Consider the following 25728-nt stretch of genomic DNA (forward strand, 5'->3'; position numbering starts at 1 on the left):
GTCGCTGTCAGCGCCACACAACCGCTGAAGGCGCTACATCACCAATAGGCTGCGTCGTCACCACGGGTATTTCTGATGTCGGAGCCGACAGATCGGCTGAGCGCAACGCTGATGCGTTGCCAGAATCGCACCGGCGAATGGCCTGCCGCCTCTTGCGGATGGGCTCCAGCGCGCAGGGGTCAACTAATCCCGGACGCCTCCTGAGAATGCCCCTGGGCCATGGCCACAATCACTTTACGCGGGCCTTCGAAGGGCGCGCGCGCGTGGGCTGACAGCATGTTGTCGAGCATTAGCACATCCCCTTCCTGCCAGGCAAAGCTGATGGCGCAGTCGTCGAGAACGGCGCGGATCTCGCTAAGGACGGCGTCTTCGATGGGCGAGCCGTCACCGTAATAAACGTTACGCGGCAGGTCTTCTTCTTCGACAATATCCAGCAGGCTTTCACGCACCTGCGGCGGCAAATTGGAGATGTGGAACAGATGCGCCTGATTGAACCAGACGCTGTCGCCCGTCACCGGATGACGCGCCACGGCCTGGCAGGTCTGGCGGGTGCGCAACTCGCCGTCGTCCTTCCACTCGCAGAGGATGCCGTGAGCCTTGCAGTACGCTTCGGCCACGCCCCGGTCTTGCGTGTTGAATACGTCTTCCCAGGCCACATCCAGCCCGTTGCCGAAGTTGCGCACGTACATCAGGCCTTTACTGACGAAGCGCTCACGGATCGCCTGCGGGATACGGCGATACACTTCCCGACTGTCAGCAATCGGTGTTTCCCCACCCGACCTGGCCGCGATCATGCTGTAGAACCAGATTTTCATCGGCCAGTCGCGGGAGTAGGCCTGTTCGTTGTGCAGCGGAATGCGTTGATGCGCCGGGTACTCCGTCGAGGTATAGACCCCCTGGGTCACGTGGGTGCGTGGCGTCGAGCCGAACTCGTAGTTCAACAGTGGATGACCGAAGCCGGCCGCAAATTGACGAAACGGCTCGGCGCCGTCGAGCTGGAACCCGCGAAACAGAATGCCGCCGTCACGCAGCAAATGCTCATCCACCAGCGCACTCAATTCGTCGAATACCGCCAACAGGCTGGTATTGGGCTCAGTCGCCTCCACCAACAGCGGCAAGCGACCACGTTGCGGCAACAATGGCCGCACGGAAAATCCCCCAGCAACACCCATGACGGGCCTCCTGTAAATATTCGATAGGTGAACGGCGCGAGCTAAAAAACCGGCGCTACCGGCTGTGCATGCCGCCGATGATGGACGTCCAGATGGTTCTTGATAATCCGCAGGACCTTGGCTTCATGCTCGTGAATGAAGAAGTGTCCACCGGTCATCATGTCCACCGAGAAACTGCCGAGGGTTTCTTTGCTCCAGCCAATCAACTGTTCAGTGGTGGCCTTGTCTTCCTTACCACCGAGCACATGCACGGGGCACTTGAGCAACGGCCGCTGCATCGGACGAAACCGCCCGCACAGCATGAAATCGGCGCGTAGCACTGGCAGCGTCAGGCTCATCAGTTCCTGATTGCCCAGCACCTCTTCACTGGTGCCCTGGAAGGTTCGCAACTGCTCGATCAGTTGCTCGTCACTCTGGGCTTCAGCGAAGCCGCGATCGTAGTCGTTGCGCATGCTCGGGGCGGCTGTCCCGCTGGCGAACAATGCCACCGGTTCAGGGGCGCCAAGGGCGCGCAACGCGTGGGCCATTTCACAGGCGAGCAAGGCGCCCAGACTGTGTCCAAACAAGGCGTAAGGGGCCTGCAAGGTCGGTTGGTGTTCACGAGCCAACTGCAAGGCCAAGGCTCGCATGTCGGTTTGCAAGGGTTCGTCGTAGCGAGCACCGCGCCCCGGCAACTCCACCGGTTGCAGGTGCAGCCAGGGCGGCAATTGGCGCCGCCAGCGGCTGTAGACCATGGCGCTGGCGCCCGAATAGGGCAGGCACAGCAGTGTCAGTTTTGTCACCGCATTTACCTCAATGGGTTATCTGTAAAAGAGAACGGATGAGGCACCAGCGGAATTAGTCAGTGGATGCCGATAGGCGCTCACCGGCAGGCCTTCATTTCAAATGGCGAAAGCTCTGCACTGCGGATCCCAGTACCACCGCCCCGGCAGCTAGCGCGACCCAAAAGCCGCTACGTGCGCCGAACGCATCCACCAGCCACCCGGAGCTTGCTGCCCCTATCGCCACACCAATGCTCAACCCGGTGATCAGCCAGGTCAGCCCTTCGGTGAGCTTGGCCGGCGGTACGATTTGCTCGACCAGCGCCATGGCCACAATCAGCGTCGGCGCAAAGAACAGCCCGGCCACGAACACCGCCACCGACAGCCCGAGAATGTTCGTCGCCAGCAACAACGGTAACGTGGTTACCGCTGTCGCCACTCCGCCATACAGAAACAGGCGCGGCAGCGGCACGGTCGAGCGCAACGCGCCGAACGCCAGGCCGGCGAGGCACGAACCGATGGCGTACACCGACAGCACAATACTGGCCGCCGCCGGTTGCCCCGCCTGTTGAGCGAACGCAACGCTGACCACGTCCACTACGCCGACAATGGTGCCCATGGCCGTCATCAACACCATCAGCAGGCGAATCTCACCCGAGCGAATAATCGAGCCTTGGTGATGTTCTTCAGCGGGATGCACCGGCGGTTCAGTGGCGCGCTGTATCACAAATGCGCTGACCCCAACGGCCAACGCCAGCAAAGCCGCCAAGGGCCCGGCCTCAGGGAACGCCACCACGCACAGCCCCACCGACAGCGGCGGCCCGACAATAAAACAGACTTCGTCCAGCACTGACTCCAGGGCATACGCGGTTTGCAGCTGCGGCTGACCTCGATACAACTCCGTCCAGCGCGCCCGGACCATTGCCGACATGTTCGGCATACACCCGGCGAGCGCCGCGAACACAAACAGCGTCCATAACGGCGCTTGCAACCTTGTGCAAAGCAACAACGCCAGCAACGCTGTGCCGCCGAGCAACGCCGCCAAGGGCAAGACCCGGCCCTGGCCGAATCGGTCCACCAGCCGCGATACCTGCGGCGCGCAAAACGCCGTGGCCAGCGCAAACGTCGCGGCCACCGCTCCGGCTAATCCGTAACCGCCATGCACTTGCGAAAGCAGGGTGATCAGACCGATGCCGGTCATGGAAATCGGCATGCGCGCAACCATCCCTGCGATTACAAAGGCACGCGCACCTGGGGCGTTGAACAATTCGCGGTAGGGGTTCGCCATGGGATGGGCCTCAATCAGGGCGTGCAAGTTGCCACAAAGACGACTGGCGGGGAAAGTGTGAACGGTTTGCTGACGGTGCAGAGGCCGTCGTGAGCGGGGTCGCGCCCGTTAGGGGATGGGTGAACGCCACAGAGCCAGCCCGCCGAGGCATTCCACAAACCGTCGCAAATGAACTCTGCGCCACCCCACCAGTCAGCTAAATAAGCCCTCACTTCAAGGTGCCAACGCTGATGCAAATTTCCCTCGATCAACAAGTAGCCCTCATCACGGGTGCCAGTTCGGGCATCGGTGCCGGTGCGGCCAAAGCCTTGGCCGCCGCCGGGGCAGCGGTGGTGCTCAACTACAATTCGCAGGCTGGCCCCGCCGAGGAGCTGGCGCGGCAGATCAACGCACAAGGCGGTCGTGCCATGGCCATCGGCGCCGATGTCTCGAAAGAACAGGACGTGGAACGGCTGTTCGCCCAGACCGTGGACACCTTTGGCTCGCTGGACATTTTAGTCGCTAACTCCGGTATGCAAAAAGATGCGATGGCTGTGGACATGAGCCTCGCCGACTGGAATCAGGTCATTGGGGTCAACCTCACCGGCCAGTTCCTCTGCGCCCGCGCGGCCCTGCGCCTCTTCAATCAACAAGGCGTGCGCCCAGGCGTGTCGCGGGCTGCCGGCAAGATCATCCACATGAGTTCGGTTCATCAGCGAATCCCTTGGGCCGGGCACGTCAATTACGCTGCCTCCAAGGGCGGGGTCGATATGCTCATGCAGACCCTGGCGCAGGAGGTCAGCCACCAACGCATTCGCATAAACGGCATCGCACCGGGGGCGATTCGCACGGCGATCAACCGCGCGGCCACTGAAGGCGACGCGGCACAGGCGTTACTCAAACTGATTCCTTATGGCCGCATCGGGGATGTCGAGGACATCGCCAATGCAGTAGTGTTTCTCGCTTCGGATGCCTCTGACTACATCGTCGGCACGACCCTGTTCATTGACGGCGGCATGAGCCTCTATCCGGAGTTCCGTGGCAATGGTTGATCATCCCCTAGAACGACAAAGCCCCATCTCGGCTCACGGCATCATCGGCGATATGCGCTCCGCGGCGTTGGTCAATGACAAGGGCAGCGTGGATTTTTTCTGCTGGCCGGAGTTCGACAGCCCATCGATCTTCTGTTCACTGCTGGACAGCCCCGAGGCGGGCATTTTTCAATTGTCGCCGGACCTGCCAGACGCTCGCCGCGAGCAAATTTACCTGCCGGACACCAACGTGCTGCTCACCCGCTGGCTCGCCGAAAGTGCGGTGGTGGAGGTAACCGATCTGTTGCCGATCGGTGACAGTGCAGACGATTTACCGATTCTGATGCGCCGGGTACGGGTGGTCAGCGGCAAGGCGACAATGCGCATGCGGTGTGCCGTGCGGCATGACTACGCTCGCGCCGACACGCGCGCGCGCATGGACCAACAGGATGTCGCGTTCGAAGCGGCGGATCAGCCGGCGCTGCGCTTGTGCTCGGATCAGGTGATGCACATCGACGGCGCGTCAGCAGTCGCCGAATTCACCTTGGAGCAAGGCCAGAGCGCTGAGTTTCTGCTCGGTTGCATCAACGATCCCCGATTCAAAGAGGGCGCGGCGGCGCTGTGCCTTGAGCGCAGCCTGAAGTTCTGGCGCGACTGGATTGGCCAGTCAAACTATCGCGGCCGTTGGCGGGAAATGGTCAATCGCTCGGCCTTGGCCCTGAAGCTGCTGACCTCACGCAAACATGGCGCGATCCTCGCTGCCGCCACGTTCGGTCTTCCGGAAACACCGGGTGGGGAGCGCAATTGGGACTATCGCTACACCTGGATTCGTGACGCCTCGTTCACCGTCTACGCCTTTATGCGCTTGGGCTTTGTCGAGGAAGCCAACGCGTACATGGGCTGGCTGCGCGGGCGGGTTAGCGATTGCCACGGGCAGCCGATGAAGCTCAACATTCTCTACGCCATCGACGGTCGCCAGGAACTCCCAGAGAGCGAACTCTCGCACCTCTCTGGCCACGGCGGCGCAACGCCTGTTCGCATTGGCAACGGGGCTTACGATCAGATTCAGCTCGATATTTTCGGCGAGCTGATGGACGCGGTGTACCTGGTCAACAAATACGGCGATGCAATCTCTCACGAAGGTTGGCAGCACACGGTAGAAGTCATCGAGCAGGTCTGCGAAACCTGGCAAAACAAGGATGTCGGCATCTGGGAAATGCGCGGCGAACAGCATGACTTCCTGCATTCGCGACTCATGTGCTGGGTCGCCATGGACCGGGCCATTCGTCTGGCATCCAAGCGCTCCCTGCCCGCCCCGTTCGCCCGCTGGGATCAGACCCGCCAAGCGATTTACGCCGACATCTGGAGCAACTTCTGGAGCGAAGAGCGTGGCCACTTCGTCCAGTACAAAGGGGGTACGGCCCTCGACGGCTCGATGTTGCTCATGCCGCTGGTGCGCTTCGTCAGCGCCAAGGACCCACGCTGGCTTGCGACCCTGCAAGCCATCGAAAAAAACCTGGTGCGCGACGGCATGGTCTATCGCTACCGCAATGACGACACTCAGCTCGATGGCTTGGCCGGCAACGAGGGCGCTTTTGCCGCGTGCTCCTTCTGGTACGTCGAATGCCTGGCCCGCGCCGGCCAGGTGGACAAGGCGCATCTGGAGTTTGAGCAATTGCTGCGGTATGCCAACCCGCTGGGGTTGTATGCCGAAGAATTCGACAGCCACGCGCGACACCTGGGCAACACCCCACAAGCGCTGACGCACTTGGCGTTGATCAGTGCCGCGAGTTTTCTGGATCGGCAGTTGAGTGGAAAAAAAACCGAGTGGCAGCCTTGAGACGGCGTTAACGAGCCGGGGGGTGCGAGCCTACAAAAGATAAACAGAGCACTGTCGTTTACCACCCTGTTGATGATTCCGACACCCGGAAATACTTTGTTGCCAGCGCTGGCATCCCCCCCTAACATCTCTTACAACGGGCACAGCGGAGCTGTCCAAAAACCCGAATTCAAGGAACCTGAATGACCCAGCGCATCCATCGCAGCATCGACGCCCCATTCCGATCCGGCCTTAACCGAGATGAACTCTGGGAAAGCCACGACAAAGGTCTGATCAAGTGTTGGGAAATCGGCCGCCATCGCGCCGGCCGCTTCCCCACTCTCGCCCAACAATGTCTCGCCGGAGAACTGCCGGTGCTGGGTTGGAAAGGTGGAGTAAGTCGCAGCCTGAAAAAACTCGAAAAATTCGGTTCGCTGAAATACCTGGCGCAGTGGCAGGGATTACGCGGTGAGGATCTGGACATTGATCTGGGTGAGGAGCAGGCTTTGACCTGCTCGCGGACCCACATGGTGGTAACGTACACGCCGGACCGATCAAAATATTTTAATCAAATGGCAGAGGCGGACGCCTGAGCGCTGGACTGAACGGCGCCTTCGTGGCGATTTTACTTCGATCGTCTTGTTTTCCCTGACGATGCCTCAGTGGAGCTTTCCATGAATCCGGCGCCGGCCATTCAGTACGCTCAGTCGCCATCACTACAGATCGCTTACGAGGAACACGGGCCCAGCACCGGTGCCCCGGTCATCCTGCTCCACGGTTTCCCCTACTCGCCCCGCGCTTATGACGAAATCGCCGCTGCGCTCGCCATTCGTGGCTATCGCGTCATCGTGCCCTACTTACGCGGTTATGGCCCGACCCGCTTCAACAGCCCCAACACCCTGCGCTCCGGGCAGCAAGCCGCCCTCGCCCAGGACCTGCTGGACTTGATGGACAGCCTCGCCATTGAGCAAGCCGGGCTCTGCGGTTACGACTGGGGCGGACGGGCGGCGTGCATTGTCGCGGCGCTCTGGCCGCAGCGGGTTCGCTGCCTGGTGACCGGGGACGGCTACAACCTTCAGGACATTCCTCACGCACGCCAGCCACTGGACCCGCTCACGGAATATCGCCTGTGGTATCAGTACTACTTCCACACCCCACGTGGCGCGGAAGGTCTGAGCCAAAACCGCCGTGCGCTGTGCGAACTGCTCTGGCACCTGTGGTCACCGACCTGGGCCCGGAGCGCGGAGCGTTATCCGTTAACCGCACCCGCCTTCGACAATCCTGATTTCGTCGACGTGGTGATTCACTCGTATCGACATCGCTTTATGTACAGCCCGGGCGACCCGGCACTGGAGTGGATCGAAGAGGCTCTGACCCTACAACCGCCTATCAGTGTGCCGACGATTTCCCTCTGCGGCGCCGTCGATGGCGTCGGCCCGCCACCCGAGGTTGACGAAGACATCACGCACTTCACCGGCCCCTACGAACGCAGAGTGCTGGCAGGCGTCGGCCATAACATTCCCGAAGAAGCGCCCGACGCAACGATCAAGGCATTGCTGAACCTGTTGGAGCGCTGACGCTGAAACGTTCGCGATAGGCCTGAGGCGTCACGCCCATGGCCCGTAGAAAACTGCGACGCAACGTCTCTTCACAGCCAAATCCGCACTGCACTGCTACGCGCTTGATGGGTACGCCGGTATCGCTGAGCAACCGCCGCGCCGTCTCTACCCGAATCAGCTCGATGGCCCTGGCCGGTGTTTGGCCGGTGTCGGTGCGGTAGTGCCGAATGAAGCTGCGTTCGCTCATGCCGGCTTGTGAGGCCAACGTCGAGACGCCGAGGTCCATGGCGAGGTTTTCGCTGATCCAGGCGTGAAGTTCATCAAAACGGTTGCCTTCCTTTTGCAGCGCGAGGGTTACGCTGAACTGCGACTGGCCGCCTGGGCGCTTGAGAAACACCACCAGTTGCCGCGCAACGTCGAGGGCCACGGCGCGACCGAGGTCCTCTTCGACCATCGCCAGTGCCAGATCAATGCCAGCGGTCACCCCTGCTGAGGTCCAGACAGGGCCGTCGTTGATAAAAATTGGATTGGGTTCGACCTGTAGCCTTGGGTACATCTGCGCCAACTGTTCGCAGCGAGTCCAGTGAGTCACTACCCGCCGACCGTCGAGCCAGCCACTGGAAGCCAATAAAAACGCCCCGGTACACACTGACGACACCCGCCTACAGCCTGCCGCATGCTCGCGGACCCACGCCACCAACGACTGATCTTGTGCCGCCGAATAAACACCCCAGCCACCGGCGATGATCAACGTATCACTGGCACCCTCCGGCAACGGCTCGGCCAACAGCGCCAAACCCGCTGACGACATCACCGCACCACCACCGCTGGCAATCACCAACGGCACATAGGGCAGCGGTAAACCCTGCTGACGGGCAGCATCGTTGGCCGAAGCGAATACCTGCAAAGGACCCGTGACGTCGAGCAATTGCACATTGGCAAACGCGAGCACATGAATGGTTTTCGACATGGTTGGCGTGATTCGTGGGGTTATTGGCGTATACGCCAGATCCTACGAGCCTACAGTGAAGCCGTCCACCCACTTCATGAGACAAACACCATGACGTTGCAGATCGGCTTTTTATTGTTTCCACAGGTGCAGCAACTGGACCTGACGGGGCCCTACGACGTACTGGCCTCATTGCCGGACGTGAAGGTGCATTTGATCTGGAAGGACTTGGTTCCAGTCACGGCCAGCACCGGCCTAGTGCTGAAACCGACCACGACCTTCAACGATTGCCCGCCACTGGATGTGATCTGCGTTCCCGGGGGTAGCGGCGTCGGGCCACTGATGGAGGATGAGCAGACGCTAGCATTCATAAGGACTCAAGCGGCGAACGCACGTTATGTCACATCGGTTTGCACTGGCGCATTAGTACTCGCAGCGGCAGGGTTGCTGAGGGGTAAGCGGGCAACCACCCATTGGGCGTATCAGGATTTGCTCGCGCCACTGGGAGCGATTGCAGTAAACGATCGGGTGGTACGCGATGGCAACTTGCTGACCGGCGGAGGGATCACAGCGGGGATCGATTTTGCCCTGACCCTGGCCGCGCAATTATTCGATAACGACACGGCGCAACTCGTGCAATTGCAGCTTGAATACGCGCCTGCGCCGCCGTTTACAGCGGGCACGCCTGAAACTGCACCGCCGCACATTGTGGAAGAAGCTCAACGGCGTGCGGCGCAATCGATCCAACAGCGCAAGCAGATCACCGAGCGCGTAGCCGCCAAACTCGATCAAACGTCGAGAAGCTGATACCCGATGACAGCAGTTGGCGGTCAAGACACGTCGCAGCACCTGCCGTCAAAAACAGCAGGGTATTTCGATTCCTGTGAAACAAAAAAACCCGCCGGAGCGGGTTTTTCCAAGACCATTACGACTCCCTGTCGTCAGCAATCCTTGCTAGTGGCCGATCATCCGTGACCCTGAGCACTTCCTGTGCTTCAGTTGATGGGGCTAGATTAAACGTATCGCCAACGCTTAAAAAGAGGACATTCTCGCGACAACGTGTAAGCCATTAACCATAAGCCAGTCTCTTCCCTGATCGAATTCCTACACGGGTCGACTGGATTTTTTTCCAGACGAAAAAAAACCCGCCGAAGCGGGTTTTTCCCAAGACCATTACGACTCCCTGTCGGCAGCAATCCTTGCTTATGGTCGATCATCCGTGATCCTGAGCACTCCCTGTGCTTCAGTTGATGTAGCTAGGTTACGCTTCGGATCCAATACGCACTAGACGACATAGCTACCAGTGCGTGTAAGACATTCGCTATAGAACGTCTTCCGAAAACCCTTAGAGATGTCAGGTGTTGAGTACGTGGGTCGTTGAGGCAAGGAACTGTTCGATATTGCTCATCTGCTCGTCCCAACCACGGCTGTCCATGCGGAATGCCTTGAGCCGACGATGTTGAGGGATGTGATCGAAACCCGACTCGGTAACTTTTAGCAGGGTACCGTTATTCATGTCTTCAAGCTCGAACGTCACCAACGTGGTGGGCTCCTGTGAATAGTCGACGTCGGGCTCTACAGCATAAGGGTGCCAACGAAACGAAAACACCCGCTCAGGCTCGACCCGCTCCACCAGAACATTCCACCGTATATGTTCATAACCGGGATATGTCACTTGTCCTTGGGTCCACTCACCGGCCACAAACCGCATGCCGTCGAGTGACACACCAAACCATTGTCCAAATGCTTCGGCGTTAGCCAGAACGCGCCAGACTTGAGCGCGCGGTGCCTGAAGCAGGATCTTCCTTTCGATGCGATCTGATGCTGGGTTCATAAGTCACCTCCTGCAGTGAACAGTAGGCCCGAAAGACCACAAGACCAACCTTAAAGTTGTATCAAGCGGGCGTGGCCGCCGTTCTAAGCGTCTGGACGGAGCCCCTCAGAGCACTGATAGGCACGTGTTAAAGTGCGCGATATTCAACATTCAGACCCAGGACCAACAATGCAAGTTTCCTCGGTGCGTGGCACAGTTCCTCACCTGCCACCCTCTTCGCTAAACTGCACTTTCATTGCCACTCTCACAGCGAGAATCTCCATGCACCCACGTGTTCTTCTGGCCTTGGCGCCATTGCTGTTCACCACCTTGGCCAATGCCATTGACTGCGCTAACGCCACCGACCAGAGCACTATGAATCAGTGCGCGGCGCAGCAGAACAAAGTAGCAGACAAGGAGCTGAATGCGCTTTACCAGCAGATCACTGCGCGGTTGAAGGACAGCCCAGACACCAAAAAACTATTGGTTGGGGCTCAGCGAGCGTGGGTGGCGTTTCGTGATGCCGAGTGCGAATTTACGGCTTCTGGGGTGGTGGGGGGCAGCATGTATCCATTGATCCACAACAATTGCGCTACTGACTTGACCAAGGTGCGGGTCGAGGCGTTCAAGCAATATTTAAAGTGTCAGGAAGGTGATATGAGTTGCCCGGTTCCAGGGGCTTGATGCTTTGGCGTTGATCAGGACGGCAAAGCAACCGAACTAGCCCACGCAGTTGAATGGCAAATTATTGCTGAACAAAGGCTTGTTCTGACATTTAGCGCCGGAACAAGCCTTGGTCACTTAAACGTGAGGGTCGCCCGGCAGTTTAACTGGCGTGGCGTATTGAGGTTTCAGATGGCCGTCCTGATCGAGTAACCAGGCATCCATAATCTCTCTTACCACTGGCCCCGCAACACGCCCACCGGCCTCGCCGTTTTCAATCATCACCGAGATAACAATCTTCGGGTGCTCGGCCGGTGCAAAACCTACAAACAAGGCGTTGTCGCGGTTACGCTCGAGGGTTTTCGCGCGGTTGTAACGCTCGCCCTGCTTGATCGCCACCACCTGTGCCGTACCACTCTTGCCAGCGATACGGTACTGCGCGCCGACCGCTGCCGCCCGAGCAATACCGCGAGCATCGTGCATCACCATTTGCATGCCGTGGTTGACCTGTTCCCAGTCACGCGGATCCTTGAGCAGGATGTTCGGCATCGGATGCTCGTCAACCGGCGCCACACCATCCACCGTCTTGGCCAGGTGCGGGCGGTTCCAGACCCCCTTGTTGGCAATAAGCGCTGTCGCTTGGGCCAACTGCAATGGCGTGACCTGCATATAACCCTGGCCAATGCCCAAGATTACTGTTTCACCTGGGAACCACGGTTGACGGCGTGTGGCGCGCTTCCACGCCTGGGATGGCATCAGACCTGCCGACTCTTCGAACATGTCCAGGGAAACCTTCTCGCCAAGACCGAACATCGCCATGTAGTCGTGCAGACGGTCAATGCCCAGCTTGTGCGCTAGGTCATAGAAATAGGTGTCGTTGGACCGCATGATTGCCGCATCCATATCCACCCAGCCGTCACCGCTGTGGTTCCAGTTGCGGTACTTGTGATCAAAGTCAGGCAGTTGGTAATAACCCGGATCGAAGACCCGAGTCTGCGGAGTGACCACGCCGGCGTCGAGCCCGGCAATGGCGACTTCCGGCTTGATGGTCGAGCCCGGCGCGTAGAGACCACGCAACACGCGGTTGAACAGCGGTCTGTCGATAGAGTCGTGCAGCGCCGCATATTCCTTGAAGCTGATGCCGGTGACGAAGAGATTAGGATCGAAACTAGGCTTACTGACCATGGCCAATACTTCGCCTGTCGACGGATCAAGCGCCACAACCGAACCACGGCGATCCCCCAGCGCGTTCTCGGCGGCTTCCTGAAGTTTGACGTCCAGGCTCAAAACGATGTTTTTGCCTGGAATCGGATCGGTATGCTTAAGCACCCTCAACACTCGGCCTTGGGCGTTGGTTTCGACCTCTTCGTAACCTACGTGGCCGTGCAGCTCGGACTCATAGAATTTTTCGATACCCGTCTTGCCGATAGATTGTGTGCCACGGTATTCCACCGTATCCAGGGCCTTGGATTCTTTCTCGTTGATGCGACCGACGTAACCAATGGAGTGGGCAAAATGCGCACCCATTGGGTAATGGCGCACGAATTGTGGCTCAACATCGAGGCCCGGCAAACGGAATTCGTTGACCGCAAGCACAGCGATTTGCTGTTCGGTGAGTTCGTAGAACAGGGTGACCGGCACGAACGGATGACGCGCCTGCTTCATCGCCTTGTCGAAAAGCGTCCGGTCCTCGGGCGGCAGACGCAGAAGACTGACCACCTCATCCAGTTCCTCTTTGACATCGGAGGCGCGCTCACGGGTAATGGTCAGGTTGAAACTGGGTCGGTTGTCCGCCAGTACCACGCCGTTACGATCATAAATCAACCCACGGGTCGGAGTGATCGGCAAGACGTGAACACGATTGTTTTCAGAGATCGTCGAGTGGTAATCAAACTCGACGACTTGCAACACATACATGCGCACGACCAGCGCGCAAGTGATGGCGATCACAAACAAAGCACAGGCCATCAGTCTTTTATTGACCAGACGCTTTTCTTTTTCGTGATCCTTTATAGGTATCGGTTCGGGCATTTCTGCAGCAGCTCTTTGACAAAAAAAGGGGGCCGGTCCGTGGGGTTGAAATCAGTCCGTTAAAAAACGAGCTGCACCATACCAAAAACCGCGCTGCCACTTTAGCGCGATTTACTCGAAAGGTTGTCCTTGAAGGCCAAAACGACAGTCGGATGCGTTTGAAGTGAAGGAGAATTCGTGACTTTTTCTCAACTTTGATGGGCTGATTCATGCCTTTTTAGCAGTTGTGGAGAAAAAGGTACTTTCCTGGGCGCAAAAACAAAACCCCTACCTGCATAAGCAGATAGGGGTTTCGGAATTTAATCTTGACGATGACCTACTCTCACATGGGGAAACCCCACACTACCATCGGCGATGCATCGTTTCACTACTGAGTTCGGGATGGGATCAGGTGGTTCCAATGCTCTATGGTCGTCAAGAAATTCGGTAGCCAGTGCGTCAGCCCTTACGGGTAACACGCCAGCGAATGGGTATGTAATAGATTTGTGTGTTTGATCGCAAACTTTCGACTTGTGTCGTCTTCACACACCGCAATCTGGTGCTTTTTCGCCCTTGGGCTCAAAGCCTGCAAATTGCTTGGGTGTTATATGGTCAAGCCTCACGGGCAATTAGTATTGGTTAGCTCAACGCCTCACAGCGCTTACACACCCAACCTATCAACGTCGTAGTCTTCGACGGCCCTTCAGGGGACTCAAGGTCCCAGTGAGATCTCATCTTGAGGCTAGTTTCCCGCTTAGATGCTTTCAGCGGTTATCTATTCCGAACATAGCTACCCGGCAATGCCACTGGCGTGACAACCGGAACACCAGAGGTTCGTCCACTCCGGTCCTCTCGTACTAGGAGCAGCCCCTCTCAAATCTCAAACGTCCACGGCAGATAGGGACCGAACTGTCTCACGACGTTCTAAACCCAGCTCGCGTACCACTTTAAATGGCGAACAGCCATACCCTTGGGACCGGCTTCAGCCCCAGGATGTGATGAGCCGACATCGAGGTGCCAAACACCGCCGTCGATATGAACTCTTGGGCGGTATCAGCCTGTTATCCCCGGAGTACCTTTTATCCGTTGAGCGATGGCCCTTCCATACAGAACCACCGGATCACTAAGACCTACTTTCGTACCTGCTCGACGTGTCTGTCTCGCAGTCAAGCGCGCTTTTGCCTTTATACTCTACGACCGATTTCCGACCGGTCTGAGCGCACCTTCGTACTCCTCCGTTACTCTTTAGGAGGAGACCGCCCCAGTCAAACTACCCACCATACACTGTCCTCGATCCGGATAACGGACCTGAGTTAGAACCTCAAAGTTGCCAGGGTGGTATTTCAAGGTTGGCTCCACGCGAACTGGCGTCCACGCTTCAAAGCCTCCCACCTATCCTACACAAGCAAATTCAAAGTCCAGTGCAAAGCTATAGTAAAGGTTCACGGGGTCTTTCCGTCTAGCCGCGGATACACTGCATCTTCACAGCGATTTCAATTTCACTGAGTCTCGGGTGGAGACAGCGCCGCCATCGTTACGCCATTCGTGCAGGTCGGAACTTACCCGACAAGGAATTTCGCTACCTTAGGACCGTTATAGTTACGGCCGCCGTTTACCGGGGCTTCGATCAAGAGCTTCGCGTTAGCTAACCCCATCAATTAACCTTCCGGCACCGGGCAGGCGTCACACCCTATACGTCCACTTTCGTGTTTGCAGAGTGCTGTGTTTTTAATAAACAGTCGCAGCGGCCTGGTATCTTCGACCGGCATGGGCTTACGCAGTAAATGCTTCACCCTCACCGGCGCACCTTCTCCCGAAGTTACGGTGCCATTTTGCCTAGTTCCTTCACCCGAGTTCTCTCAAGCGCCTTGGTATTCTCTACCCAACCACCTGTGTCGGTTTGGGGTACGGTTCCTGGTTACCTGAAGCTTAGAAGCTTTTCTTGGAAGCATGGCATCAACCACTTCGTCGTCTAAAAGACAACTCGTCATCAGCTCTCGGCCTTAGAATCCCGGATTTACCTAAGATTCCAGCCTACCACCTTAAACTTGGACAACCAACGCCAAGCTGGCCTAGCCTTCTCCGTCCCTCCATCGCAATAACCAGAAGTACAGGAATATTAACCTGTTTTCCATCGACTACGCTTTTCAGCCTCGCCTTAGGGACCGACTAACCCTGCGTCGATTAACGTTGCGCAGGAAACCTTGGTCTTTCGGCGTGGGTGTTTTTCACACCCATTGTCGTTACTCATGTCAGCATTCGCACTTCTGATACCTCCAGCAAGCTTCTCAACTCACCTTCACAGGCTTACAGAACGCTCCTCTACCGCATCACCTAAGTGATACCCGTAGCTTCGGTGTATGGTTTGAGCCCCGTTACATCTTCCGCGCAGGCCGACTCGACTAGTGAGCTATTACGCTTTCTTTAAAGGGTGGCTGCTTCTAAGCCAACCTCCTAGCTGTCTAAGCCTTCCCACATCGTTTCCCACTTAACCATAACTTTGGGACCTTAGCTGACGGTCTGGGTTGTTTCCCTTTTCACGACGGACGTTAGCACCCGCCGTGTGTCTCCCATGCTCGGCACTTGTAGGTATTCGGAGTTTGCATCGGTTTGGTAAGTCGGGATGACCCCCTAGCCGAAACAGTGCTCTACCCCCTACAGTGATACATGAGGCGCTACCTAAATAGCTTTCGAGGAGAACCAGCTATCTCCGAGCTTGATTAGCCTTTCACTCCGATCCACAGGTCATCCGCTAACTTTTCAACGGTAGTCGGTTCGGTCCTCCAGTTAGTGTTACCCAACCTTCAACCTGCCCATGGATAGATCGCCCGGTTTCGGGTCTATTCCCAGCGACTAGACGCCCTATTAAGACTCGCTTTCGCTACGCCTCCCCTATTCGGTTAAGCTCGCCACTGAAAATAAGTCGCTGACCCATTATACAAAAGGTACGCAGTCACCCAACAAAGTGGGCTCCCACTGCTTGTACGCATACGGTTTCAGGATCTATTTCACTCCCCTCTCCGGGGTTCTTTTCGCCTTTCCCTCACGGTACTAGTTCACTATCGGTCAGTCAGTAGTATTTAGCCTTGGAGGATGGTCCCCCCATATTCAGACAAAGTTTCTCGTGCTCCGTCCTACTCGATTTCATGACTAAGAGATTTTCGCGTACAGGGCTATCACCCACTATGGCCGTACTTTCCAGAACGTTCCGCTAATCTCAAAGCCACTTAAGGGCTAGTCCCCGTTCGCTCGCCACTACTAAGGGAATCTCGGTTGATTTCTTTTCCTCAGGGTACTTAGATGTTTCAGTTCCCCTGGTTCGCCTCTTAAGCCTATGTATTCAGCTTAAGATAACCATCTTATGATGGCTGGGTTCCCCCATTCAGACATCTCCGGATCAAAGTCTGTTTGCCGACTCCCCGAAGCTTTTCGCAGGCTACCACGTCTTTCATCGCCTCTGACTGCCAAGGCATCCACCGTATGCGCTTCTTCACTTGACCATATAACCCCAAGCAATCTGGTTATACTGTGAAGACGACATTCGCCGAAAATTCGCAATTTAACTCACAAATTTTACCTTAGCCTGATCCGTTACCAGTGAAAGTAACGTCCAGTCTATCTTTCTATCACATACCCAAATTTTTAAAGAACGATCTAATCAAAGACTAGAAATCAACATTCACCATCTTAACAATGGAATGCTCATTTCTAAGCTTTACAATACAGAAGCAGTAAGTGGTGGAGCCAAACGGGATCGAACCGTTGACCTCCTGCGTGCAAGGCAGGCGCTCTCCCAGCTGAGCTATGGCCCCGTATCTCTACAGGCGTTTCCCACACAAAATTGGTGGGTCTGGGCAGATTCGAACTGCCGACCTCACCCTTATCAGGGGTGCGCTCTAACCAACTGAGCTACAGACCCAATTTCGGGCTGCTTCTAAATCGTCTTCTTCAATGAATCAAGCAATTCGTGTGGGAACTTATGGAGCAGCTGATGTCGTCGATTAAGGAGGTGATCCAGCCGCAGGTTCCCCTACGGCTACCTTGTTACGACTTCACCCCAGTCATGAATCACACCGTGGTAACCGTCCTCCCGAAGGTTAGACTAGCTACTTCTGGTGCAACCCACTCCCATGGTGTGACGGGCGGTGTGTACAAGGCCCGGGAACGTATTCACCGCGACATTCTGATTCGCGATTACTAGCGATTCCGACTTCACGCAGTCGAGTTGCAGACTGCGATCCGGACTACGATCGGTTTTCTGGGATTAGCTCCACCTCGCGGCTTGGCAACCCTCTGTACCGACCATTGTAGCACGTGTGTAGCCCAGGCCGTAAGGGCCATGATGACTTGACGTCATCCCCACCTTCCTCCGGTTTGTCACCGGCAGTCTCCTTAGAGTGCCCACCATTACGTGCTGGTAACTAAGGACAAGGGTTGCGCTCGTTACGGGACTTAACCCAACATCTCACGACACGAGCTGACGACAGCCATGCAGCACCTGTCTCAATGTTCCCGAAGGCACCAATCTATCTCTAGAAAGTTCATTGGATGTCAAGGCCTGGTAAGGTTCTTCGCGTTGCTTCGAATTAAACCACATGCTCCACCGCTTGTGCGGGCCCCCGTCAATTCATTTGAGTTTTAACCTTGCGGCCGTACTCCCCAGGCGGTCAACTTAATGCGTTAGCTGCGCCACTAAGAGCTCAAGGCTCCCAACGGCTAGTTGACATCGTTTACGGCGTGGACTACCAGGGTATCTAATCCTGTTTGCTCCCCACGCTTTCGCACCTCAGTGTCAGTATTAGTCCAGGTGGTCGCCTTCGCCACTGGTGTTCCTTCCTATATCTACGCATTTCACCGCTACACAGGAAATTCCACCACCCTCTACCATACTCTAGCTCGACAGTTTTGAATGCAGTTCCCAGGTTGAGCCCGGGGATTTCACATCCAACTTAACGAACCACCTACGCGCGCTTTACGCCCAGTAATTCCGATTAACGCTTGCACCCTCTGTATTACCGCGGCTGCTGGCACAGAGTTAGCCGGTGCTTATTCTGTCGGTAACGTCAAAACACTAACGTATTAGGTTAATGCCCTTCCTCCCAACTTAAAGTGCTTTACAATCCGAAGACCTTCTTCACACACGCGGCATGGCTGGATCAGGCTTTCGCCCATTGTCCAATATTCCCCACTGCTGCCTCCCGTAGGAGTCTGGACCGTGTCTCAGTTCCAGTGTGACTGATCATCCTCTCAGACCAGTTACGGATCGTCGCCTTGGTGAGCCGTTACCTCACCAACTAGCTAATCCGACCTAGGCTCATCTGATAGCGCAAGGCCCGAAGGTCCCCTGCTTTCTCCCGTAGGACGTATGCGGTATTAGCGTCCGTTTCCGAGCGTTATCCCCCACTACCAGGCAGATTCCTAGGCATTACTCACCCGTCCGCCGCTCGCCACCAGGTACAAGTACCCGTGCTGCCGCTCGACTTGCATGTGTTAGGCCTGCCGCCAGCGTTCAATCTGAGCCATGATCAAACTCTTCAGTTCAAACATCTTTGGGTTTTTAAGAAACCCTAAACTTGGCTCAGCAATCGTTGGTTACATCTTTGATTTCTCGCGGAGTAACTTGTGATGCTGATAATCTTGTTGACTATCAGTCTGACTCCACAAGCACCCACACGAATTGCTTGATTCAGTTGTTAAAGAGCGGGTGGTTAAGATCTTTCGTCTCAACCGAGGCGCGCATTCTACAGCAGCCCCTGTTACTGTCAAGCGGTTATTTTAAGAAGTTTCAAAGTTTCCTCTGCAACTTCAACCACTTGCGCTTTCGATCTCTCGTTAGCGGGAGGCGAATTCTACAGCGTTACTCGCTGCTGTCAACACCTCTTTTTCTCCGCTTTCGATCGAGAAGATCGAATCGTTTATAAGGCTAAAACACACTGCCTTATCAACTCCTTCTGGGCTTCGATAATCTGAAGCAGCTCGCTGTCGAAACCTACATAACTCTTTGTTTACCAAGGAGTTTTCCGTTTCGACTGCGCCGGAAGTGGGGCGAATTATAGACTTCCAGAATCTGCCGTCAACACCTAATTAGCCTTTTCTATCAAGAAGCGCAAAATGCCTGCTTATATATAGACGAGATCGAAACGAATGCGCAGTATATTGCCCATCACTTAAGCAATGCTTTCGCTTCCCACTTCGGACGATGCCACGCAATGAATGACCAGCCCCGCAGCCTTGCCTCGACCTTGTTCTCAGTGGGCCTGCTATTAATAGCCATGGCGTCGATCCAATCCGGTGCATCCTTGGCCAAAAGTATGTTTCCTATTGTGGGCGCCCAAGGGACTACGACCCTGCGACTGGTCTTCGCCAGCATAATCATGTTGCTATTACTGCGCCCATGGCGGGCGAACCTCACTGCAAAATCCCTTCGCACGGTAATCATCTACGGGATGGCACTGGGGGGGATGAACTTCCTCTTCTATATGTCATTGCGCACCGTTCCCTTGGGGATCGCGGTAGCACTGGAGTTCACTGGACCACTGGCAGTGGCTATCTATGCATCGCGTCGAGCAATCGACTTTCTGTGGATCGCACTCGCAGCCGTGGGCTTGATGCTATTGATACCGACAGGAGCGGCGAGCAATGGAATCGATTGGGTGGGAGCCGGCTACGCGCTGGGCGCAGGAGTCTGCTGGGCACTCTACATTCTCTTCGGCCAGAAGGCTGGCGCAGACAATGGGGTACAGACGGCAGCGCTGGGGGTAATGATCGCGGCGATATTTGTAGCGCCCATCGGCATTGTTCATGCCGGCGCAGCATTATTGACACCCTCCCTAATCCCAATAGCCATCGCCGTTGCCGTACTCTCCACAGCACTCCCCTACACCCTGGAGATGATCGCGCTGACTAGAATGCCCACACGTACCTTCGGCACTCTCATGAGCATCGAGCCTGCAATCGGCGCCCTCTCAGGCCTGCTATTCCTCCATGAGTTTCTTTCGCTGTCACAGTGGATGGCCATTTTGTGCATCATCCTGGCTTCCGTCGGCGCGACCATGACCATGGGCAGTAATGCAAAGCCAGCAGTCGCGGCGGATTGATACAGGATTTGAAGAAGCTATGGCATTTGTCGCGCACTTAGGCCATGTTTAGGACCGTAACCTAATGCCACAAATGGATTTTTTTCAAATAGGGATGTCGAAACGCTTCAAGCAAAAGCGAATACAGCCAGACTCGGGCGTAAGATCCGGGCCGCTAAGGGACAGCAATGAAACGAATTTTGATATTGATCGCCTTACTTGCAGTTGCGGGCTGTGCGGCGACCTCAAAAACCCAAGTCAAACACGGCAAAAAAGGGATCCACATCAACTGTTCAGGGCTCTCGTCCTCTTGGGACAAGTGCTACACCAGCGCTGCTGACTCCTGCGCACCCAAGGGTTACAAGGTAATCGCCAAATCGGGAGACGTTGTAGAGGAACCCGGGGATTATCCGTTTGGCCTTAACCCCGCCGGCTATACCAGTCGCAGCATGATCGTCATTTGTAAATAGGTGCGTGCTGCCCCGCCATCAGGCGGCCAATCTCATCGTGACTGGACTGCAACACAGTGCGCTGTATCTCTGGGGTGGCCAACATTCGCGCCACCACCAAAGCGCCGACGCATTGCGACAGAATCGCCCAAGCCAGGCTGTCGCTGCCTAGAATCTGCGCCCAACTCTCCTGAAGCTTGCAAATCCAGAGCTCCGCCTGCTGGCGCACCAACACATCTGAGCGAGCAATCTCCGCACCTAAAGCCGGAAGCGCACATCCGGACTCAGGGTGCTCGACATGGGCCATGCTCAGGTAGTGCTTCAGGCAACGCTCGAGCCTGAAACGATTCTGCTCGTCATGCCCGCCAAGACGAGCCAGGCTTTGGCACAACTCTCGTTCGACGATCGCCGCAAACAACTCGTCCTTCGACGAAAAGTGACTGTAGAACGCCCCACCACTCAAACCGATAGCCTTCATTAAGCCATCGACGCCAACCGTTGAGAAACCTGACTTCTTGGCAAGTAATCCACTGCTGTCCAGCAGCTTCTCTTTTGTTTCCAGCTTGTGATTGGATGAGTAACGCATTGCCTTGTCCTCAGAGTTGATCGCCTTGACGCTGGCCGGATCGTAGCATAACGTTCGTTTAGTTAACGATCGTTTAATAAAGAGGTCTACCTATGAATAACAAGAAGGTCGTATTGGTTGTCGGTGCAGGCGATGCTACCGGCGGCGCTATCGCCAAACGATTTGCCCAGGAAGGATTCATCGCCTGTGTGACTCGCCGCAGTGCCGACAAATTGCAGCCACTGGTGGATACCATCAAGGCCAGCGGCGGCCAAGCTCATGGTTTTGCCTGCGATGCACGTAAGGAAGAGGATGTGGTTGCGCTCATTGAGCAGATTGAAACCGAGATCGGCCCCATCGAAGCTTTTGTCTTCAATATCGGTGCCAATGTGCCTTGCAGTATTCTCGAAGAAACCGCCCGCAAGTATTTCAAGATTTGGGAAATGGCCTGTTTCTCAGGTTTTCTCAATGCACGTGAGGTCGCCAAGCGCATGGCGATACGCCAACGAGGCACGATCCTGTTCACCGGGGCCACGGCGGGTATCCGCGGCGCTGCCGGGTTTGCTGCCTTCGCAGGGGCCAAGCACGGTATTCGAGCCCTTGCACAAAGCATGGCCAGGGAGCTCGGACCGATGAACATCCATGTCGCTCATATCGTGGTCGACGGCGCCATCGATACCGATTTTATCCGCGACAGCTTCCCGGAAAAATATGCGACCAAGGACCAGGACGGCATCCTTAACCCCGAGCACATTGCCGAAAACTATTGGTACCTGCACAGCCAGCCACGGGATGCCTGGACCTTCGAACTCGACCTGCGCCCATGGAACGAACGCTGGTAAGCCCACCTCCACGACAATAAGCAGAGCGTACCGATCATGAGCAAAACCGTAGAGTTTTTTTTCGATCTTGGAAGTCCGGCCACTTATCTGGCCCATACACAACTACCGAAAATTTGTGCACAAACCGGCAGCCAGTTGACCTACATCCCGATGCTGCTGGGTGGCGTCTTCAAAGCCACCGGCAATGCATCGCCCGCGACCATCCCGGCAAAGGGCCGCTACATGTTTCAGGACCTGGACCGCTACGCGAAACGTTACGGCGTACCAATGAAGTTCAATCCGCACTTCCCGATCAACACCCTGATGCTGATGCGCGCAGTCACCGGCATGCAATTGCGCCACCCCGAACGTTTCGAGGCGCTAATCAATTGCCTGTTCAATGCACTCTGGGTTGAAGGCCGCAATCTCAATGATCCAGAAGCCGTCGCGGCGGTGCTGACGCAAAACGGTTTCGCCCCACATGAGGTGCTTGCACTAACGGCCGACGAGGAAGTCAAAACCGCTCTGAAGGACAACACCGAAAACGCGGTAAAACGCGGCGTGTTCGGTGCCCCCAGCATGTTTGTCGGTAATGAGTTGTTCTTCGGCCAAGACCGATTGGACTTCGTAGTGGAAGCGTTGAGTTAGATCTCGCTGAATGAGTCAGGCGCCTAACACAGCGCCTGAGTTCATTTGCGTCAGATAGCCACTGTACGGGTCTTCAACCATTCCAGCGCAGCGCCATCGAGCAATGGGCTCAAGCGCTCGCGCACTTCGGCATGATAGGCGTTGAACCATTGCTTCTCCTCCTCCGTCAACAGCGAGGATTCCAGGCAGCGTGTGTCGATAGGGCACAGGGTCAGGGTTTCGAATTTGAGGAATTCACCGAATTCGCTTTTGCCTGCCTCACGGTTCAACACCAGGTTCTCGATCCGCACACCCCAACGACCCGGACGGTAAGTGCCCGGTTCAATGGACGTGATCATTCCAGGTTGCATAGCGGTTTGCGGCGCAGCGGCAGCCTGATAGGCAATCACTTGCGGGCCTTCGTGAACATTCAGGAAATACCCCACACCATGACCGGTGCCGTGACCGTAGTCGACGCTTTCAGCCCAGATCGGCGCACGGGCGATGGCATCCAGCAACGGCGACAAAATGCCCCGCGGAAACTGCGCACGGGACAACGCGATCACACCCTTGAGCACCCGCGTACAATCGCGCTTTTGTTCGTTAGTAGGCGTCCCCACCGGCACCATTCGGGTAATGTCGGTAGTGCCGCCCAGGTACTGGCCGCCAGAGTCGATCAGTAACAGGCCATCGCCTTCGATCACCGCGTGTTCTTCTTCGGTGGCGTGGTAATGCGGCATTGCGCCATTGGCGTTGAACGCCGCGATGGTGTTGAAACTCAGCGACACATAATCTGGGCGCCGCATGCGGGCCGCCGTCAAGTGTTCGTCGATGGTCAGCTCGGTGACACGTTCGCGGCCCCACGCCGATTCAAGCCAGGCGAAAAATTCACAGAGTGCCGCGCCATCCTGTTCCATGGCCCGACGAATGTGTTCGGCATCGGCCAGGCTTTTTTGCGATTTGGCCAGGGTAGTCGGGTTCAAGCCTTCGAGCAGTTTCACGCCGCTGTTCAAATTTTCCAGCAAGCCGGCCGTCACACGCGCCGGATCGACTTGCAGGCTCACGCCGCTTGGAACAGAACGCAGGGCAGCAGCCACTTCGCTATAATCGCGCAGGCTCACGCCATCGCGTTCGAGAATCTCTCGCAGCTCAACATCGACCTTGCTCAACGCGACGAATAACGTCGCCTGTTCCTGACTAATGAGGGCAAAGGACACGAATACCGGATTGAACGAAACATCGCCGCCTCGCAAGTTGAACAGCCAGGCAATGTCATCGAGGGTGGCGATGAAGTGCCAATCGGCCCCACGTGCCTGAAGCGATTCTCGCAACGTAGCCAGTTTCTCGACGCGGCTCACAGTCGCCTGCGGCGGCAAGTGCTGATAGACAGGTTCGTTCGGCAGGCCCGGACGATCGCTCCAGACTTCGTTCAACAGATCGATGTCAGTACGCAGACGCGCGCCGCGCTCTTCGAGTTTGCTGCTCAGGGTACGCGCCGAGGCCACGGCCATCACCGCACCATCCACCGCCACTACCCCACCTTCCGGCGTCCGCTCAGCCAGCCAGTCCAGCGGGCTCGCCTGACCTGGTTGCAGCTTGACCAATTCGATACCGCTGCCCTCGAGTTCCTTGCTCGCTTGCTCCCAATAGCGGCTGTCCGCCCAGACACCGGCAGAATCCTGCGTGACGATCAAGGTGCCCACCGAGCCATAAAAACCCGACAGCCATTGCCGCCCCTGCCAGTAACCTGGCAGGTATTCCGAAAGATGTGGGTCGGCCGACGGCACCAGCAGGGCGTAAATACCCTCGCGGCTCATCAGTTCGCGGGTTTGCGCCAGGCGCTGGGGAACCAATCCATGGGTCAAAGGCTGCGTACTCATCGTGTCTCCTGCTAACCACTTCATTATTGTTCGGTGCCGATCAAAATCGGCGCTTAGGGACTGACCGCCCAGAATGCCGGTGCATCGGTGCAAGCCGCTTTAATCAGTTGAATCGCTTGATCGATGTCTTGCTCAGTAGTGAAACGCCCCAGGCTCAAGCGCAGGGTGCGACCGGCCAAACGCACGTCATGCCCAAGGGCCAATAACACATGGGAGGGCGCATTGCTGGCGGAGTTACAGGCCGACGTCGCGGAAAACGCTATCGAATGGCTCAACGCAGCCGAGTTGAACTCGCCCTCGCTGAAAGTCAGGCTCAGGGTGTGAGGGATACGCCGGGAGGGGCTGCCATTGAGACGAACGCCCGGAATGCTTAGCAGTTGCTGGAGCAAGCGTTCTCGCAGACGGACGATCGTGGCGTGCTCTTCCTCAAAAGATGTCGCTGCCAACGCAAAAGCCAGGCCCATGCCCGCAATCTGGTGAGTCGCCAAGGTGCCAGAGCGCAAACCGCCTTCGTGACCACCGCCGTGGATCTGTGCCTGCAAACGTTGCTGGGCACGAGGGCCGACATACAGCGCCCCGATGCCCTTGGGGCCGTAGATTTTGTGCGCCGAAAATGACATCAGATCCACTGGCAACTGCGCCAGGTCAATCGCCACTTTCCCTGCACCTTGCGCCGCATCCACATGAAACAGCGCATCACGATCACGCACCACCTGACCGATAGCCGGAATATCGTTGACGGTGCCCAGTTCGTTGTTGACCAACATCAGCGACACCAAGAAGGTGTCGGCGCGCATGGCTTCACTGACCGCTCGCGGAGTAATCAGGCCATCAGCGTCGGGCACCAGATACGTCACCGTGACGCCCGAGTCCTGCAACTGTTTAGCCGTGTCGAGAATCGCCTTGTGTTCAATCTGGCTGGTGATGATATGTCCACCGGACACACCACGGGCCTGGGCGACGCCTTTAAGAGCCAGGTTATTGGATTCGGTGGCACCGGAGGTCCAGACGATTTGCTCAGGCTGAGCACCGATCAGCTCAGCCACTTGCCGTCTGGCTTGCTCGACCGATTGACGAGCCTGTTGGCCAAAGGAATGGGAACTAGACGCGGGGTTGCCGAAGTTGCCATGGAAACCCAGACACTCGACCATGACCTTGATGACCCGCTCATCCACCGGCGTGGTGGCGGCGTAGTCGAAATACAACGCACGTTTATTCATAAAAGACTCGCAGAGCATGTTCCGGGATCAGGTACGCGGGATGTGG

At 56.6% G+C, this 25728-nt stretch carries 19 protein-coding genes, 2 tRNA genes and 3 rRNA genes; 10 read left to right on the forward strand and 14 right to left on the reverse strand.

Features of this window, described 5'->3' with window-relative positions; genetic code table 11:
• Positions 1-179: 179 nt before the first annotated feature.
• The 3 genes from RHM68_RS16575 to RHM68_RS16585 all read right to left on the reverse strand — a co-directional run bounded on the left by RHM68_RS16575 (position 180) and on the right by RHM68_RS16585 (position 3221).
• Positions 180-1172 (reverse strand): TauD/TfdA family dioxygenase, encoded by a 993-nt coding sequence (locus RHM68_RS16575; protein WP_322216697.1) that lies wholly within the window; start codon positions 1170-1172, stop codon positions 180-182.
• A gap of 41 nt (positions 1173-1213) precedes the next feature.
• Positions 1214-1954, reverse strand: a complete 741-nt coding sequence (locus RHM68_RS16580) for a thioesterase II family protein (RefSeq protein ID WP_322216699.1) — start codon at positions 1952-1954, stop codon at positions 1214-1216.
• A 94-nt stretch (positions 1955-2048) separates the two neighbouring features.
• Positions 2049-3221, reverse strand: a complete 1173-nt coding sequence (locus tag RHM68_RS16585) for an MFS transporter (protein WP_322216701.1) — start codon at positions 3219-3221, stop codon at positions 2049-2051.
• A 230-nt stretch (positions 3222-3451) separates the two neighbouring features.
• Between RHM68_RS16585 and RHM68_RS16590 the strand changes: the two genes are divergently transcribed.
• The 4 genes from RHM68_RS16590 to RHM68_RS16605 all read left to right on the forward strand — a co-directional run bounded on the left by RHM68_RS16590 (position 3452) and on the right by RHM68_RS16605 (position 7627).
• Positions 3452-4252 carry an SDR family oxidoreductase gene (locus RHM68_RS16590; protein WP_322216703.1) on the forward strand — a complete coding sequence of 267 codons (801 nt, stop codon included), beginning with the start codon at positions 3452-3454 and terminating at the stop codon, positions 4250-4252.
• Complete coding sequence (locus tag RHM68_RS16595) at positions 4245-6071, forward strand: glycoside hydrolase family 15 protein (protein ID WP_322216706.1); 1827 nt, start codon at positions 4245-4247, stop codon at positions 6069-6071. The genes RHM68_RS16590 and RHM68_RS16595 overlap by 8 nt, the downstream gene beginning before the upstream one ends.
• A 182-nt stretch (positions 6072-6253) precedes the next feature.
• Complete coding sequence (locus RHM68_RS16600) at positions 6254-6643, forward strand: hypothetical protein (protein WP_322216708.1); 390 nt, start codon at positions 6254-6256, stop codon at positions 6641-6643.
• 81 nt (positions 6644-6724) lie between these two features.
• On the forward strand, positions 6725-7627 hold the full coding sequence (locus tag RHM68_RS16605; protein ID WP_322216710.1) for an alpha/beta hydrolase: 903 nt from the start codon (positions 6725-6727) through the stop codon (positions 7625-7627).
• Here RHM68_RS16605 and RHM68_RS16610 read toward each other — a convergent pair.
• On the reverse strand, positions 7596-8579 hold the full coding sequence (locus tag RHM68_RS16610) for a GlxA family transcriptional regulator (protein WP_322216712.1): 984 nt from the start codon (positions 8577-8579) through the stop codon (positions 7596-7598). The two genes, RHM68_RS16605 and RHM68_RS16610, sit on opposite strands and share 32 nt — an antisense overlap.
• Before the next feature lie 90 nt (positions 8580-8669).
• Here RHM68_RS16610 and inhA point away from each other — a divergent pair, with 90 nt between their 5' ends.
• Positions 8670-9365: an isonitrile hydratase gene (gene inhA, locus RHM68_RS16615; RefSeq protein ID WP_322216713.1), complete on the forward strand. Its 696-nt coding sequence runs from the start codon at positions 8670-8672 to the stop codon at positions 9363-9365.
• A 547-nt stretch (positions 9366-9912) separates the two neighbouring features.
• Here inhA and RHM68_RS16620 read toward each other — a convergent pair.
• Positions 9913-10392, reverse strand: a complete 480-nt coding sequence (locus RHM68_RS16620; protein ID WP_322216715.1) for an SRPBCC family protein — start codon at positions 10390-10392, stop codon at positions 9913-9915.
• A gap of 261 nt (positions 10393-10653) precedes the next feature.
• Here RHM68_RS16620 and RHM68_RS16625 point away from each other — a divergent pair, with 261 nt between their 5' ends.
• Positions 10654-11055, forward strand: a complete 402-nt coding sequence (locus tag RHM68_RS16625; protein ID WP_322216718.1) for a lysozyme inhibitor LprI family protein — start codon at positions 10654-10656, stop codon at positions 11053-11055.
• A 117-nt stretch (positions 11056-11172) separates the two neighbouring features.
• On the opposite strand, the gene mrdA is transcribed toward RHM68_RS16625, so the two are convergent.
• The 6 genes from mrdA to RHM68_RS16655 form a co-directional block, all read right to left on the reverse strand.
• Positions 11173-13065, reverse strand: coding sequence for a penicillin-binding protein 2 (gene mrdA, locus RHM68_RS16630; RefSeq protein WP_322216721.1), 1893 nt, complete (start codon positions 13063-13065; stop codon positions 11173-11175).
• Between the two features lie 303 nt (positions 13066-13368).
• A 5S ribosomal RNA gene (rrf, locus tag RHM68_RS16635) occupies positions 13369-13484 on the reverse strand.
• Positions 13485-13652: 168 nt separating this feature from the next.
• Positions 13653-16544: ribosomal RNA gene (locus tag RHM68_RS16640) — 23S ribosomal RNA — on the reverse strand.
• Positions 16545-16780: 236 nt separating this feature from the next.
• Positions 16781-16856 (reverse strand) — tRNA-Ala (locus tag RHM68_RS16645).
• Positions 16857-16886: 30 nt separating this feature from the next.
• Positions 16887-16963: transfer RNA gene (locus RHM68_RS16650), tRNA-Ile, on the reverse strand.
• 83 nt (positions 16964-17046) lie between these two features.
• A 16S ribosomal RNA gene (locus RHM68_RS16655) occupies positions 17047-18585 on the reverse strand.
• Together the 16S, 23S and 5S rRNA genes with 2 tRNA genes alongside form the textbook arrangement of a ribosomal RNA operon.
• 668 nt (positions 18586-19253) lie before the next feature.
• On the opposite strand from RHM68_RS16655, the gene rhtA reads away from it, so the two are divergent.
• Both rhtA and RHM68_RS16665 read left to right on the forward strand, forming a co-directional pair.
• Positions 19254-20141: a threonine/homoserine exporter RhtA gene (gene rhtA / locus RHM68_RS16660; protein ID WP_322216722.1), complete on the forward strand. Its 888-nt coding sequence runs from the start codon at positions 19254-19256 to the stop codon at positions 20139-20141.
• 167 nt (positions 20142-20308) lie between these two features.
• Complete coding sequence (locus tag RHM68_RS16665) at positions 20309-20590, forward strand: hypothetical protein (protein ID WP_322216725.1); 282 nt, start codon at positions 20309-20311, stop codon at positions 20588-20590.
• On the opposite strand, the gene RHM68_RS16670 is transcribed toward RHM68_RS16665, so the two are convergent.
• Complete coding sequence (locus tag RHM68_RS16670) at positions 20577-21155, reverse strand: TetR/AcrR family transcriptional regulator (RefSeq protein WP_322216728.1); 579 nt, start codon at positions 21153-21155, stop codon at positions 20577-20579. The genes RHM68_RS16665 and RHM68_RS16670 overlap by 14 nt on opposite strands.
• A gap of 92 nt (positions 21156-21247) precedes the next feature.
• On the opposite strand from RHM68_RS16670, the gene RHM68_RS16675 reads away from it, so the two are divergent.
• A complete protein-coding gene (locus RHM68_RS16675; protein WP_322216730.1) occupies positions 21248-21976 on the forward strand; it encodes an SDR family oxidoreductase in 729 nt (242 codons plus the stop codon).
• 36 nt (positions 21977-22012) lie between these two features.
• Positions 22013-22603, forward strand: coding sequence for a 2-hydroxychromene-2-carboxylate isomerase (locus RHM68_RS16680; protein ID WP_322216734.1), 591 nt, complete (start codon positions 22013-22015; stop codon positions 22601-22603).
• 50 nt (positions 22604-22653) lie between these two features.
• On the opposite strand, the gene RHM68_RS16685 is transcribed toward RHM68_RS16680, so the two are convergent.
• Together RHM68_RS16685 and RHM68_RS16690 are read right to left on the reverse strand one after the other, a co-directional pair.
• On the reverse strand, positions 22654-24462 hold the full coding sequence (locus RHM68_RS16685; protein ID WP_322216737.1) for an aminopeptidase P family protein: 1809 nt from the start codon (positions 24460-24462) through the stop codon (positions 22654-22656).
• 53 nt (positions 24463-24515) lie between these two features.
• Entirely contained in the window at positions 24516-25682 is a 1167-nt protein-coding gene (locus RHM68_RS16690; RefSeq protein ID WP_322216739.1) for a cysteine desulfurase family protein, read from the reverse strand.
• Positions 25683-25728 lie beyond the last annotated feature (46 nt).

It is taken from the genome of Pseudomonas sp. DC1.2 (assembly GCF_034351645.1).
In the GTDB taxonomy this organism is placed as follows: domain Bacteria; phylum Pseudomonadota; class Gammaproteobacteria; order Pseudomonadales; family Pseudomonadaceae; genus Aquipseudomonas.